14 protein-coding genes are annotated in these 15068 nt (G+C 44.3%); all 14 read right to left on the reverse strand.

Annotation, left to right across the window (positions count from 1 at the left end; translation table 11 throughout):
* Positions 1-22: 22 nt before the first annotated feature.
* Positions 23-1846: a DNA primase gene (gene dnaG / locus CHH48_RS04375; RefSeq protein ID WP_095218118.1), complete on the reverse strand. Its 1824-nt coding sequence runs from the start codon at positions 1844-1846 to the stop codon at positions 23-25.
* Positions 1847-1869: 23 nt separating this feature from the next.
* Positions 1870-2340, reverse strand: coding sequence for a YaiI/YqxD family protein (locus tag CHH48_RS04380; protein ID WP_095218119.1), 471 nt, complete (start codon positions 2338-2340; stop codon positions 1870-1872).
* A 170-nt stretch (positions 2341-2510) separates the two neighbouring features.
* Positions 2511-3614, reverse strand: coding sequence for an acyltransferase (locus CHH48_RS04385; protein ID WP_095218120.1), 1104 nt, complete (start codon positions 3612-3614; stop codon positions 2511-2513).
* 146 nt (positions 3615-3760) lie between these two features.
* Entirely contained in the window at positions 3761-4570 is an 810-nt protein-coding gene (locus tag CHH48_RS04390) for a pyruvate, water dikinase regulatory protein (protein WP_095218121.1), read from the reverse strand.
* Positions 4571-4591: 21 nt separating this feature from the next.
* Positions 4592-5224: a helix-turn-helix transcriptional regulator gene (locus CHH48_RS04395; protein WP_095218122.1), complete on the reverse strand. Its 633-nt coding sequence runs from the start codon at positions 5222-5224 to the stop codon at positions 4592-4594.
* A gap of 28 nt (positions 5225-5252) precedes the next feature.
* Positions 5253-7340: a glycine--tRNA ligase subunit beta gene (glyS, locus tag CHH48_RS04400; protein ID WP_095218123.1), complete on the reverse strand. Its 2088-nt coding sequence runs from the start codon at positions 7338-7340 to the stop codon at positions 5253-5255.
* On the reverse strand, positions 7330-8220 hold the full coding sequence (gene glyQ / locus CHH48_RS04405; protein WP_095218124.1) for a glycine--tRNA ligase subunit alpha: 891 nt from the start codon (positions 8218-8220) through the stop codon (positions 7330-7332). Before glyQ ends, glyS begins: the two co-directional genes overlap by 11 nt.
* A gap of 296 nt (positions 8221-8516) precedes the next feature.
* The gene (recO, locus tag CHH48_RS04410; RefSeq protein WP_095218125.1) at positions 8517-9260 is read right to left on the reverse strand and encodes a DNA repair protein RecO; all 744 of its coding nucleotides are present in this window, start codon (positions 9258-9260) and stop codon (positions 8517-8519) included.
* 23 nt (positions 9261-9283) lie between these two features.
* Positions 9284-9439 carry a YqzL family protein gene (locus tag CHH48_RS20010; protein ID WP_095218126.1) on the reverse strand — a complete coding sequence of 52 codons (156 nt, stop codon included), beginning with the start codon at positions 9437-9439 and terminating at the stop codon, positions 9284-9286.
* A 108-nt stretch (positions 9440-9547) separates the two neighbouring features.
* Positions 9548-10456 (reverse strand): GTPase Era, encoded by a 909-nt coding sequence (gene era, locus CHH48_RS04420; RefSeq protein ID WP_095218127.1) that lies wholly within the window; start codon positions 10454-10456, stop codon positions 9548-9550.
* A 660-nt stretch (positions 10457-11116) separates the two neighbouring features.
* Entirely contained in the window at positions 11117-11497 is a 381-nt protein-coding gene (locus CHH48_RS04425) for a diacylglycerol kinase family protein (RefSeq protein ID WP_095218128.1), read from the reverse strand.
* Positions 11466-11939, reverse strand: coding sequence for an rRNA maturation RNase YbeY (gene ybeY / locus CHH48_RS04430; RefSeq protein ID WP_095218129.1), 474 nt, complete (start codon positions 11937-11939; stop codon positions 11466-11468). Before ybeY ends, CHH48_RS04425 begins: the two co-directional genes overlap by 32 nt.
* Entirely contained in the window at positions 11939-14053 is a 2115-nt protein-coding gene (locus CHH48_RS04435; RefSeq protein ID WP_095218130.1) for an HD family phosphohydrolase, read from the reverse strand. Before CHH48_RS04435 ends, ybeY begins: the two co-directional genes overlap by 1 nt.
* A 56-nt stretch (positions 14054-14109) precedes the next feature.
* Positions 14110-15066, reverse strand: coding sequence for a PhoH family protein (locus CHH48_RS04440; protein ID WP_038561419.1), 957 nt, complete (start codon positions 15064-15066; stop codon positions 14110-14112).
* Positions 15067-15068: the final 2 nt, after the last annotated feature.

Consider the following 15068-nt stretch of genomic DNA (forward strand, 5'->3'; position numbering starts at 1 on the left):
CAAAACATCAAGCTATCTATTGTTACAGAGAACTTTTTAAAGTTCTACGTATTTCCATGATCTTCATGGCTATCTGTGCTGCCCGAATTGGATCATTTTCCTGTTCGGCTTGCCTCTGTTCCGCCAGCAACTGGCTAATATCTGTCTTATTCACTTGCTCGCGCTTAATGGTGCGGATATAATCGCTGATTTCTTGATCACTTATATCCTCGACCACCGGCAACATGGCTGTTTGGATGACCAGCTGCTGCAAGGAAGGATCCTCCAATGATGATACGAATTGGCTCACATCCGCATCATTACCTTCTTCATAAAAAGCGTACAGATGGGTAGCAATCACCTGGACCTGATCCGTTATGAACGAAGCCCCTATTTCTTCCTGAACTTTATACGCAATTGCCGCTGTTCTAAGCATATGCGCCAAGAGTTGTTTTTCTGCCGTCTGAAAAGCAGTTGGTATTTTTTTTTCGTAATGACGGGATTGTTGCTTTGGAGCCGGCGCTTTAGCCGAGTTGCTGACTCCTCTCTTGCTTTCCCGTTTGCGGAGTTTGGGTTCAAGATCGGAGACAAGCGTATCCATGGAAAGATCCATTGCGTTCGACAGCTCCCGCAAATAGTGTTCCCGTTCCACAGAGCTTTCAATCTGCGCAATCTCATCCAGTACTTTTTCTACATACTGCAGGCGATCTCCTTCAAGTGAAAGGTTGTAGTCCTGCTTTAAGTAATGCATCATGAAGGACATAGCCGTCAGTGCAGCATCGATGATGGATCGTTTGAACTTTTCTGCTCCATGCTCGCGGATGTAGTCATCTGGATCCAGACCGTCCCGTAGCATTGCAACTCGTACATGATTACCGTTCTTTCGCAGGATTTGTAATGCACGATAAGTCGCTTCAAAACCCGCCTTATCGCCGTCGTAGCATATGACTACCTGTTCCGCATACCGCTTCAGCAGCCTTGCCTGGGTCTCTGTTAGAGATGTTCCAAGCGTCGCTACTCCGTTTCTTACACCTGCCTGATGCGCTGCAATTACATCATTATATCCTTCGAATACAACAACCTGGCCAGACTTGCGGATCTCACTTCTTGCCAAATCAAAATTGAACAGCATTCTTCCTTTTTGGAAAAGCTCACTTTCGGAACTGTTCAGGTATTTTGGTTCCTGACCTCCGCCTAGTGTACGGCCGCCGAAGCCCACTGTCTTACCGAGATGGTTCCGTATCGGAAAAATAACCCGCCCGCGGAAGCGATCCTGAGGCTTGTTTTCTTTATCAGTTGAAAACAGACCCGTATGAAGCAATTCTTGCGGCTTGTACCCTTTTCCTTCAAGGAATTTCACAGTAAAATCTCTGCTGTTCGGTGCAAAGCCAAGCTGGAAGGTGTCAATTGTCTCATCAGTCAAACCACGGCCGAGGAGATACTCATAACCAGTCTTACCTTCTTTCGTATTGCGCAGCAAGTTATGGTAGAGCTTAACAACCCACTCATTCGCCTCAAGCGCAGTCTGGTCTTCACGCGATTGTCCGCGTTCCTGCTGCTCTGTTACAGAAGCAGGCACTTCTGTTCCGCTTCTTTCGGCGAGCTTTTGAACCGACTGGGAGAAGGAAAGACCCTCCAATTCCATTAGGAAAGTAAATACATTTCCTCCCTTTCCACAGCCAAAACAATGAAAAATCTGCTTTTCCTGGGTCACGGAGAATGATGGAGATTTTTCACCATGAAAAGGACAAAGTCCGAAATAGTTCCGGCCTTGTTTCTTTAATTGGACATGCTCACCTATCACATCGACGATATCATTTGATTTGCGGACTTCCTCAACTATTTCTTCTGGTATTGCACCAGCCATTCCACATCACCAACCTATATAATTCAACAACTTTCGTCTGATTCCTGCATTTTTCGACAATAAGACGAAAAAATAGTAAGGAATCTTCTTCTGTCGGCAGCTGTCAGCTTGGAAGGTCCCTTAATTCGTTTGCCCTGTCGTTGATTTTGGATTCGCATGTGCTTTCTTAGAAGTATCTCATCGGCATCGGCATCCGTAATCAGCTCTCCGCGAGGTGTGATAACTGTTACGTCATTAGCTGTGAGCAAAGTAGCCAATGCAAGGTCTTGTGTTACAACACAAGCTCCAGGCGTAATGTGATTCAGAATATACCAATCCACTGCCTGATCCACAGGATCAAGAACCACCCAGGAATCATCTGAATCACTGCTCAGATGATTAATTGTGGTTATGAATCGGACAGGAACGTGATAGGCTGCACATGCAGAAACAATCTCCTGCTTGACAGGACAGCTATCTGCATCCACATAGACAATAGGGTTATGTGATTTCATGTCTCACTAATTCTACAATAAAATGCGGAATCCTTCCTTTTTCGTAAAATTTTTATAAACCTTTTTACCTCAAGGGTTACCATTTAAACATTTTTAATACTAACAACATTTTTTCACAAAAACTAATTATAATACAAAGTATTTAAAAAAGCCATTATTTTAACTGACGTTCAGGATGCCTTGGAATGCTTCAGCAGACTGCTGTTATTCGGTAATTTACCGAATAATAACGAAGCAAAAGGCACATAGCGATGAAAAAGATAGATGATCAAAAAACAAACTCCCATTACAACAAGATAGCGCAGCAGTATTTGGACATGAAATAAATAGTTGCTGTATGCAGGTATTGTTCTTGTTACATAATCCAGAATGAGCGGATGCAGCAGATAGTAACCGAAGGAATAACTCGCAATTTGCTGTAATCTGGCTAGTGTCGATGTCGAAAGCTTGTCTGCAACAGCTTCGGCGAATCGGAAAATGCTGTAACAACCTGTTATAAGGAAGACATAATTCACACTCTCATACAGAATGTTGTTCCACTCGAAGACACCTAGAGTTCCAGAAAGGTAATAATAAATCGCGATGGCTGATCCTGCTATGCTACTGATTAGCAACCATGCCCAGGTCGACCAGCGTTTGCTTTTCGCTTTTTCCCTATCATAATGTATGCCTATCCATCCACCGAGCAATAAAGTCCCCATCAATTGCAGGAATAACGGAAACGGGCTGAACGGCAGATATGTCTGCAGCGCAATGTATCCAAGCTGCAGTATGCCCCCGAATACAAACATATATTTTCTGAAGATGGGTACTTTATGATCCACCCAAATGAGCAAAGGCAGTACTAAGTAAATTTGGACGATAAGAGATATAAAGTGCAGCTGATAATAGCTTTCTCCAAAGAATATCCGCTTGGCAATCGCTGCTGGCTGAAGATCTCCAAAACCTAGAATCGCCTTATGCAGCTCGTATACAATTGCCCAAATGATGTAAGGAATCAGGATGAAGCTGACTCGCTTCTTGTAGTAGTCTTTCCATAAGGACTTAGTCAGATTTTTGTGTTTGTATTGATAAAAGAAAACAAGGCCGGTAATTGCTATGAACAAGCCTGCTTCTATCCGGATGATTCGGTTAAGAAAATGATATTTTTCGTACGCATCGCCTGCAAACGGCAGAACAGTAGCATACGCGCCCGTCACATGGACAAGCACGACAAGTGACATTGCCAAGAGCCGCATCAAATAAATAGATTGGATCTGCTGTTGTTTTTTCATGTTAGGTCTCCTTGTAGACATCATTTTACGAAATAGAAGAGGTAACAACAGATATCTGCTGTCACCTCTTCTGTTTTTATCGTAAAGATTCTACCGAAGGACCGTCAACATGATAAACAGAATCTTAACACTAACTTTGTACTAACTTAATCCTGTTGGTTGAGAACAGTCAAGATACTATTTGCAGTTTCTTCAACTGCTTTATTGGAAACATCAATCACACGACAGCCAATTCGTTCGGCAATTTTATCAAAATGTTCCAATTCATGGTTGATCCGATCGATATTGGCATAGCTCGCTTGATCCCCAAGACCAAGTGCTTTCAGTCGTTCCTTACGGATATCATTAAGCTTCTCAGGACTGATGCGAAGACCTATGCATTTGGCAGGATCCACTTGGAAAAGTTCCCGAGGCGGATCTACTTCCGGAACAATCGGGACATTGGCGACTTTTAGACGTTTATGCGCCAAATATTGGGATAATGGTGTTTTGGATGTGCGTGATACACCAATGAGTACAATATCAGCCCGGGCAATACCGCGTGGATCACGCCCATCGTCATAACGGACTGCAAATTCAATTGCTTCGATTCTTCGGAAATAATCTTCATCCAGACGATGGACAAGGCCCGGCTGCAGTTTTGGCTTTTGATGGAACATATCTGCCATCGCATCCATAAGCGGCCCCATCAAGTCGATGCAAGGTATACCTTGTCTTTGTGCTTCGCTAGTAAGGAAAGACCGGAAATCCGGATTAACCATTGTGAAGGCAATAATTGATGGACGGTCGCTTGCTTGCTTTAGTGTTTCTTCCAATATAGAAGTGTTCTCTACATAAGGAACACGCTGTAAAGCAAACGGCTCTTCCAAATTGTACTGACTTAATGCTGCTTTTACAACGAGCTCTGCTGTTTCCCCTACAGAATCTGATACAACGTAGACGATTGGTTTCTCCATCGGTTCCCCTCCTGGATATATTTACATAAGTTCATTTCGAGCAAGTTCTACGAAAGCCTTCGTGATCGTTGTCTTTGTAATACGCCCAACTACTTTTGCGCCAGTCTCATTGGATCTTTCTATGACCGGCAGACTATCGATTTGTTTATCAATCAACCGATTGGCTGCTTCCACCAACAATTCATCCGGATAACAAACAGCAACATTCGGCATCCTCGTCATAATGATGTGAACCGGAATATCCTGCAGCCCCTGATTGCCGATACTTGCTCGCAGTAAATCCTTACGAGAAACAACTCCAACGAGATTATTATCTTGATCAACTGCAAAAAGTGTTCCGACATCACTAAGGAACATTGCACTTATCGCATCGTAAGCTGAATCGTCCTCTTTGACGACAATCGGCATCGATTGGAAGGTCTCCACTTTGTATTTCATCAGTTTTTCTGTAATGATCTCTGAACCTGTCTTACCTGTATAGAAGTAACCAACACGCGGTCTTGCATCCAGGAACCCTACCATTGTAAGGATTGCCAAATCAGGACGCAAAGTCGCCCGTGTCAGATTAAGCCGCTCCGCGATCTGTTCACCTGTTATCGGACCCGCTTCTTTCACTATCGCGATAATCTGCTGTTGTCTTTTAGACAAATCCATGTTCATCACCTCTATCCAAGAACTGCCCTCATTGGACCTGTTTCCACTGTACTTTTGTTACGTCTGCATAGCTGAGAATCAGTGCAGCCAATTGGTTCAATAATGATAAGCGGTTCGTTTTCAATTTTTCATCCTCTGCCATGACCATTGTATGGTCGAAGAAAGCATGGATAGTGTCAGCGAACGCCGCCAATGTATCCAAAGCTTCTTTTGCTTGACGGTTGCTTGCAGCCTCCATATAAGCTGTTTTCTTTTGGTTGAGCATGCTGTAGAGCTGCTGTTCGTATTCATTTTCGAACAATGCTTCTTCTACCCCATGATCCGCACCTTTTTTAGCAAGGTTAATGACGCGTCCCAATGCTTCCTGAACTGGTTTGAAGTTCTCATCTTGACGCAATACTTGCAATGTTTTCGCTTTAGCAAGTGTATACGGATAGTTACCGATTTGTACAGAAAGAACTGCCTCCACTACATCATGAGAGATGCCTTCTTCTTTCAGCAATTGAGAAGCACGCTGTTTGAAGAAATTGCGAATATCTTCTGTATAGGTATCTCTTTCAACTGTCGGCAATGCTTGCTGCTCGAACAATTCAACGGTACCATTGACGATTTCCTCTACTGTGATCTGCCAGTCTGTCTTCTGCAGCATTTGGATGATACCAATTGCCTGACGCCGCAAACCATAAGGATCCTGGGAACCAGTCGGAACATTTCCGATGACCATGCTTCCTACGATTGTGTCCAGTTTATCGGCAATGCTGACAATTGTACCTTCTACAGATTCAGGAAGCGCTCCGTGGGAGGAAAGCGGCATATACTGTTCGCGAATTGCTTGGGCAACACTGTCTGATTCGCCGAAGTGGCGTGCATATTTCTCACCCATAATACCTTGCAATTCAGTGAATTCGTTTACCATATTCGTCACAAGGTCGAACTTGGCTATGCTTGCTGCGCGCTCTGCTCGAGCAGCAGTTTCCTGATCGATAACTGCAGCTTCACTAATCATCTTCGCAATTTTCGTCACACGGTCCACTTTATCCTGCAAGGTACCGAGTTCCACTTGATAAACCATTTTAGACAGTTTTTCTTGTGCTTTCTCTATCGGCTGCGCTTTATCCTCAGCATAGAAGAATTCTGCATCTTGGAGTCTGGCACGAAGCACCTTCTCGTTACCGCGAGCAACGTTTTCCAAGTGATCGCTGTTACCGTTTCGCACACCGATGAAATGTGGCAGCAGCTGACCAGAAGGATCTGTTACCGGGAAGTAACGCTGATGTTCTTTCATGCTCGTAATCAGCACCTCTTGCGGTAGATCCAAGAAGCTGGCAGCAAAATCACCATGGAATACAGTTGGGTATTCCACCAAATACAGCACTTCCTCCAAAAGATCTTCATCGATTGGAATATGCCAGCCGTTCACTGTTTCCAATTGACGAATACCATCGATGATCATCTGTTGACGTTTCTTCTGGTCTACGATGACAAATTGCTCTTCGAGTACAGAAGCATATGCAGCAGGATTTTCGATTGTAGCCGTTTTTCCAAGGAATCGATGACCATAAGTAAGATTTGAAGATTCTGTTCCCGCTATCTCCATAGGAATGACAGCTTCATCGTACAATGCAACGATCCAGCGAATCGGTCGTGCATATCGCAGGTTGCCGGATCCCCAACGCATATTCTTCGGAAAATGCAAGCTGAGCAGCACATCTTTGAATGATGGAAGCAAGTCTACTGCGTGCTGACCTTTGACAAACTTTTTCACATAAATATATTCTGTGCCATCCACATCTTTCGTGTAGATATCCTCAACTGCAGCACCTTGACCGCGCGTGAAACCTTGCGCTGCCTTCGACCATTGTCCTGCTTCATCTTTTGCAATTCGAAGTGCAGGTCCTTTTACTTCATCTTCAATGTCAGGCTGCTTGTCGGAAAGTGAAAGAATTGTAACAGCAACACGTCTCGGTGTAGCTTGTACAAGTACCTTTTCAAAGGAGAGGCCTAGCTCATTCAGCCATGCTGTCGTTTTGGATTCCAACTGCTCAATAGTGCCGGGCAAAAAACGCGCCGGCATTTCCTCTAAACCAATTTCAAAAAGTACATCCTTATTCTGCATGCTCATCCGCTCCTTCTTTCAGCATTGGGAAACCAAGTCGTTCCCGTTCTGCTACATAGCTCTTCGCAATTGATCTTGCCAAATTCCGCACTCTGCCGATATAACCAGTTCGCTCAGTAACTGAGATGGCACCTTTGGCATCAAGCAAATTGAATGTGTGGGAACATTTCAGCACGTAATCATACGCAGGGAAGACGAGTCCTTCATCCATGATTCGTTTCGCTTCTTTTTCATACATATCAAACAGTTGGAACAGCATGTCTGTATCAGATTCTTTAAATGTATACGTGCTATGCTCAAATTCCGGCTGCTTGAAGATATCCGCTACAGTAACGCCATCTGTCCATTCGAGCTCGAAAACATTTTCTTTATCTTGAATGTAGGAAGCAAGTCGTTCCAGACCATATGTAATTTCGACTGAAACAGGTTTTGCTTCCAAGCCGCCGATTTGCTGGAAATAAGTGAACTGTGTTATTTCCATACCATCAAGCCAAACCTCCCAGCCAAGTCCAGCAGCACCAAGTGTCGGGTTCTCCCAGTTATCCTCAACAAATCGGATATCATGCTTCAATGGATCAATGCCCAGTTTGCGAAGTGATTCCAAATAGAGTTCCTGGATGTTGTCTGGTGAAGGTTTCATGATCACCTGGAATTGATGGTGCTGGTATAAACGGTTTGGGTTTTCCCCGTATCGGCCATCGGCTGGTCGTCGAGAAGGCTCTACATAGGCCACGTTCCACGGCTCAGGACCAAGACTGCGCAATAAAGTCATAGGGCTCATTGTTCCTGCCCCTTTTTCTACGTCATATGCTTGCATCAATAGACAGCCCTGGTCTGACCAATGCTTCTGTAACGTCAAAATCATATTTTGGATATTCATCGGATTCCCTCCATCTTCTTTTCATCAACGTCAGGATGGACAAAGAAAAATCCCGTCCCTATGCTGCCTAAACAGCATAGGGACGGGATTACCGCGGTTCCACCCTAATTGCTCCCAAATGGAAGCCACTCTTTTTTTCCTTTTGCTCCAAAGCGCCTTCTCCGTCTTCCTTTGTTCTGGCTCCCACTATCCCAGATTCGCTACGCAAAGTACCAGATGGATACTACTCTTCTTCAACGCAAGCCGTCGATTTTGTAACTATCATACTAAAATGCCATACTAATTGTCAACAAACCTTATTGAAGTTTATCCAATTGAGCAAGGAACTTCTTGCTTTTCAGGAAATACCCTCCGTACCGGTCATAATAAGTATCAAGCAGCTCGTTCAAAAGTCGTTTCGTTTCTGGCTTAACTGAAATATTGCCTATCCGGGAGATATCAATACTCGAAAATAGCTGCAATAGCTTTGTAACTTTTTCTGATAATACATATGCATCTGGATCGAGATGCATACAGCGTCTGCAAAGCATACCGCCTTCCGGTACGGAAAACCGGTAAGGCAACTCCGTATTTCCGCAATTAACGCATTGATGTACTGTAGGTGCGAAACCTCCACGGCGGAACATCTTTAATTCATAGATTATGCGCAAAACGTCCGCATCTTTCCCATCATTGATCCATTCCATCACTTGAAGCAGCTGACGGAATAAATCAGGGTCAGGCTTATTATTATCTGTCAGCTTATCTGTCATTTCCGCTATATAGGACGCATAAGCTGTTTTGATGATATCTTCACGGATCGACCTGAAGCTTTGGAGAGGTTCTCCTTGCTGCATGGCTCCCATACCGGAACCAATCTGTACTAGGAATGATCCAAAGATGAATGGCTGTGCGATGGCAGCCATCCTACTTTTCGGTTTCTTTGCACCTCTGGCCATTACGGCGATCTTTCCGCGATCTTCCGTGAAGATTGTTATGATCTTATGTGTTTCCCCATAATCCTGTGTGCGCAGGATTATTCCTTCTACATTTTGGAGCAACGCTCTCTCCCCACTCCTGTTGCTTACATTTTAGATTGAAGTCTATAACTTGGGAGCTCAATAATGTTATCTCGCTCCGGAGGTATTAGTGAATTGTACATTGTTTCAATTTCTTTCATCAATAAGTAGGTTTCGATACTCCCGGTCTTGCTAAAGATTTGCCAATGGAAATCAATCACAGGAAGTCCACCTTTCTATGCTTTTTTTAAGAAATGAACATACAAAACATTCTCCTAGTTAGGATGACACCTACTCCTCAATCCATGTGCTTTAAATATTACCAGGTATCAATATTCTTCACGACTGAAACCGTAATCATTGAGTTGCGCCTGCTTATTTCGCCAATCAGGCTGCACTTTAACCCAAAGCTCGAGAAACACCTTACTGCCAAGCAGCATCTCTATATCTCTACGCGCCAGCTTCCCGACTTGTTTGAGCATACTGCCCTGTTTGCCGATAATGATTCCTTTTTGGGATTTACGTTCCGTGATAATTGTCGCCTGGATGAATACTTTCTCCGTCGTACTATAGCGATTCTCGATTGCTTCGATGACAACTGCAATTGAATGCGGTATTTCTTCCCGCGTCAAATGCAGTACCTTCTCGCGAATGAGCTCACTTACAACGAAGCGCTCCGGGTGATCCGTCACTTGGTCTTCCGGGTAATATTGTGGCCCCTCAGGCAGATAACCTTTTAATGTTTCAAGTAAATGAGCCGTATTATTACCTTCCAGTGCACTAATTGGAACAATTTCAGTGAAGTCCAACTTGTCCTTATACAGCTCGATAAGTTCGAGCAGCTTATCCGGATGGATCTTATCAATTTTATTCAAGACTAGGAAAACTGGGCCTTCGACTCTCTGCAGACGTTCGAGGATGAATTGATCCCCTCTGCCATAGCCCTCCTCTGCATTCACCATGAACATGACAGCGTCCACTTCATTCATTGTATTCTCTGCAGTCTTTACCATAAAGTCTCCGAGCTTATGCTTCGGTTTGTGAATACCAGGAGTATCAATAAAGATGAACTGTGCATCATCCTGTGTGAGTACTCCTTGAATCCGATTACGCGTTGTCTGCGGCTTATCACTCATAATAGAGATCTTCTGACCGACAAAACGATTTAATAAAGTTGATTTCCCAACATTCGGTCGCCCGATAATGGAAATGAAACCTGAACGAAATTCTTTCTGCATGCTGTTATATTCCTCCAAGTACTAGTACGACAAAAACATCAAGTACTATAAAAATGTTGTATCTCTATCTTACTACAAATCCCCCGCCACTTCATCCATTCGACAAAAGGGGTTAAAAAAAACCAAAAGCGGAGGGAACCGTTAGAAACGGAGTGGTAAGCAAGAAAGCCCAGAGTGGGTGTTTTCCCCACGGCGGGATTAATTGCTTACAACATAGTTTCTGGTTCCCGCAGCTAGCCGAAAACCAAAAGCGTAGAAGACCAGTTAGAAACGAAGAGGTAAGTGAGAAGGCCCGGAGGAAGGTGAACTTTCCTTCCGCAGGGACTTATCGCTTACAACGCAGTTTCTGGTCTTCGGAGCTAGACGACAAACCAAAAGCGTAGAAGACCGGTTAGAAACGGAGTGGTAAGCAAGGAAGCCCAGAGTGGGTGTTTTCCCCACGACGGGATTAATTGCTTACAACGTAGTTTCTGGTTCCCGCAGCTAGCCGAAAACCAAAAGCGGAGAGAGCCGGTTAGGGACGGAGAAGTAAGTGAGAAGGCCCAGAGTGGGTGTTTTCCCCATGGCGGGATTAATCGCTTACGGCGCAGTCCCTGGCTCTCGCAGCTAGTCGCCAAACTAAACCAAGAAAAAACCGCCCATCTACATGGACGGTTTTCCTCACAGTACAGAAATGATTTCTGGAACGAAAACGACCATACCGACACAAATAGCAGTGATGGCTGCAATGAGGACAGCACCTGCTGCAATATCTTTGATGAGACCTGCTGCCTTGCTTTGCTCAGGCGAAAGATGGTCCATCATGAGCTCGACGACTGTATTGATCATTTCCGTCACAATGACGAACCCAATACTTAAAAGGACAGCCGCCCATTCTGCCGGGTCGATTCGAAAAATCACACCTGTTGCTAGCGCAATTATTGCTGCGATCGTATGGATGCGGAAGTTCCTCTCCTCAAGGAAAGTCCAGCGTAACCCATTCCACGCATAGCGAAATCCGATGCCGGATTTAGTTTTCTTCCCGTTTGAGTCCGAAGCCATTCAAAATCTCCTCTTGTCGACCGAACATCTTCTTCTCATCTGCGTCATTCATATGATCATATCCTAAGAGATGCAGGAAGCCATGCAGAGCTAGGAATCCAAGCTCTCTCTCTACGCTATGCTCATACTCTTCTGCCTGTTCCTTGGCTTTGTCGACAGAGATAATGATATCACCGTAAACAATGGGAATTTCTTCTCCGATGATTTGCTGTTCCCCTTCCCCTTCTTCTTGCATGGCGAAGGATATGACGTCTGTCGGCGCATCCTTTTGTCGATAATTACGGTTGATTATCTGTATTTCAGTATTGTCCACAAAAGTGATGGACATCTCCGCTTCCTCTGTTATTTCTTCTGCATCTGCAGCGTATTGGATCAGTCGATCAATCAGATCAACGTAATCTGCTGTCACGCTATTTGTTTTATCATGAAAATCAATATGCATTAGTTTGCCTCCTTCACTTTCTCTTCATCCGGGTATTCGATACGGGAATGAAATATTCCCGTAAGAGCCTGACAAATCGCTTCTTTGATTACTTGCAAATCCTGCAAAGTTAACGGTGCACAATCCAGTTGTCCATCCATCAGCTTATCCTTGATGATACTGTCTACCAAGCTGCTGATTTTTTCCTGAGTCGGCTCTTTCATGGAACGAACCGCCGCTTCAACAGAATCACAAATCAATAGGACCGCGGCCTCTTGTGTAGACGGTCTTGGACCAGGATAACGGTAAGTTTCTTCCTTTACTTCTTTATTATATTCCTTTTCCTTGTAGTAAAAAAACTTCAAAAGCGATGTGCCATGATGCTGTTTGGCCATATCGACAATTTCTTTTGGAAAATGGTTGTTTTGCAGCATTTGTGCTCCATCATATGGATGGCGGATGATGATTTCTGCACTTTGCCGCGGTGATAGCTTGTCATGCGGATTGTTTCGACCCATTTGGTTCTCAATGAAAAGCTGCGGTTGCCGTGTTTTGCCAAGATCGTGGTAATATGCACCGACTCTGGCGAGCAGTCCGTCTGCTCCGATTGCTTCGCATGCAGCTTCACACAAATTGGCTACCATAATGCTGTGATGATATGTCCCAGGTGCATCAGTAAGGATTTTTTTCAGCAGCGGGTGGTTTGGTTTCGATAATTCCAAAAGCTTCGTTTCGGAAAGTACACCAAATCCAGCTTCGACAAACGGCAGAATACCTGCTACAAGTATGACTGTCAATATAGCAGACAAGACGGCAAAACCAACATAAAGTAACACCGATTCCCAAGCATATTTTTCAAATGCAAAGAATAAGAATAACAATACACTAATTACTTGCACAATTGCCAGCAATAGCAGCGCTTTTGCCATCGCCGTCTTATCCTTTACATTTCGAATCGAATAGACCGCTGCGAGCTGGGCGAACAAGAAGTAAAGTGTTGCCTCCATATTCAAAGATCCAGGTATTTCATCATTCAAGATGATTCCAGCCAATATACTGTACACGATTGAATATCCGATAGCGAACCGTTCGCTAAGCAGATGCCGGAATAAAACTGCCGCAAATGCAGCAGGAAGCAGCAAATAATAATGCTGATCTGTTGTTCCAAGGGCACTGATTAACTTCAATAATAGAACAGACATACAAGTAAGCAAAAACGAAAACATCAGGACAGACTTACTCGGCCTAGTCTGTTTTTTTAATGTATGTATTGTTTCATATGCTAAAACACCGACTAAGAGAGACATAAATAGCACCAGACCAACAAGCGGCAGGACATTCCTTGTATTGCTTAAAAGACCTACGAGCTCCAGTTCTTCATATACATCGTTCGTGATCGTCTGACCTTCTTGAACGATGATTTGGCCTGCACGAATCATGACAGGTGCCACACTCTGCTGGGCTTCTGCTCTTGCTGAAGCTGTATCCGGCGCGTCAAAGGATGCATTTTGAACAATGGCAAAGCTAGTCAGCGAACGGAGCGCTTGCTTGGCTCCATCGGACACATCCGCATAATCAATTCTTTCTCCCATCTCTTCCTGCGTCTGCTGTACCTCATCCCGTTTTACCCCATCTTCAAGATATCCAGTCATGGTATCAACAAATACTTTTTCACTAATTTCCCGTTCGTCTGATGGTATTTGGATTAACTGTTCCAACTGTCTATCCGTCAAATCTTCCTTAACAGATACAGAAAGCAGATTTTTGACTGACTCGACCCTTTGATCGATAGGTTGATCGGCATCATCTGCTTGTTCGATTGCAGTAAAAATCTCTTCTACTGCATCTGTTTTCGCTTCGGTAATTTCAGATGATACTGTGTAACGGTCATCTATTTGCTGGCTGGCTTCCTGCCTTTGTCTTTCCGTTTGGGCTTCATTCTCGATCGTAATCGGCGAACGAATCGTTTCATTTGCCGCATCATAAATCTGGACGTCATAATTCTTTGTCGTCACATTAGAAGCTGTCGTAATGAAGAGGAAGCAACCTAGCAATACTGCTCCTATCAGGATGAATGCACGTTCGCCAGCTCTAGAATTCCTTCTAAACAGGTCCTTGAACTTCTTTCTAGCCACACTCTACCCTCCTATCCGCTTGAACCGAAAAAGACCCGAAGCCGGGCCCTGTCCTTTTACTCTGATTCGTATGCTTCGATAATCCGCTGCACGAGCGGGTGGCGCACTACGTCTGTTTGTTTTAAGTACGTGAAATAGATACCTTTTACATTACTCAGCTTTGTTTCAATAGAACGCAGACCAGATAGGGCACCTTTTGGTAAGTCAATCTGAGTCAAATCGCCGGTGATGACCATCTTGGATCCGAAACCGAGTCTGGTAAGAAACATCTTCATCTGTGCGTTTGTCGTGTTCTGTGCTTCGTCTAGGATAACAAAAGCATCATCCAGTGTACGCCCACGCATATAAGCCAACGGAGCGATCTCTATCGTACCACGCTCAATTAAGCGGGTCGTCTGTTCTAAACCGAGAACATCATGTAAGGCGTCGTATAACGGGCGCAGATACGGATCCACCTTCTCCTTCAAATCACCAGGCAAGAATCCGAGGCTTTCGCCCGCTTCCACTGCTGGCCGTGTCAGGATGATGCGCTTGACAATACCTTTTTTCAAGGCATTTACGGCCATAACGACTGCCAGATAGGTTTTACCTGTACCGGCAGGCCCGATACCGAAAACCAAGTCATTGGACTTGATGCCATTGATATAATTCCGCTGACCAAGCGTTTTGACCCGGATTGATTTACCTTTTGCATTTTTCGTTATTTCATCGTCAAATAATGTTTCGAATTGATCCAACTTATCTTTTTTGGCTAATTCAATAGCGTATACCACATCACGTTCTCCGATTGGAATGCCACGTCGAATGACAGCAGCCAACGCTTGCAGCAGCTCCTCTGTAGTCCGGACTTCTTCTTCTGGACCAGTTACGCGAACTTCTTCCCCTCGTGTAACAATGGATACACGGAAATGTTCTTCTATTTGCTTTAGATTGCGATCTTCCGTGCCGAACAGAGCTAATGTTTCATTGGTATCTTTTAATTGCAGGTTCACACGTTTTACGTCTTCAGGCATAA

Source organism: Terribacillus saccharophilus (assembly GCF_002272075.1).
Taxonomy (GTDB): Bacteria; Bacillota; Bacilli; order Bacillales; family Amphibacillaceae; genus Terribacillus; species Terribacillus saccharophilus_A.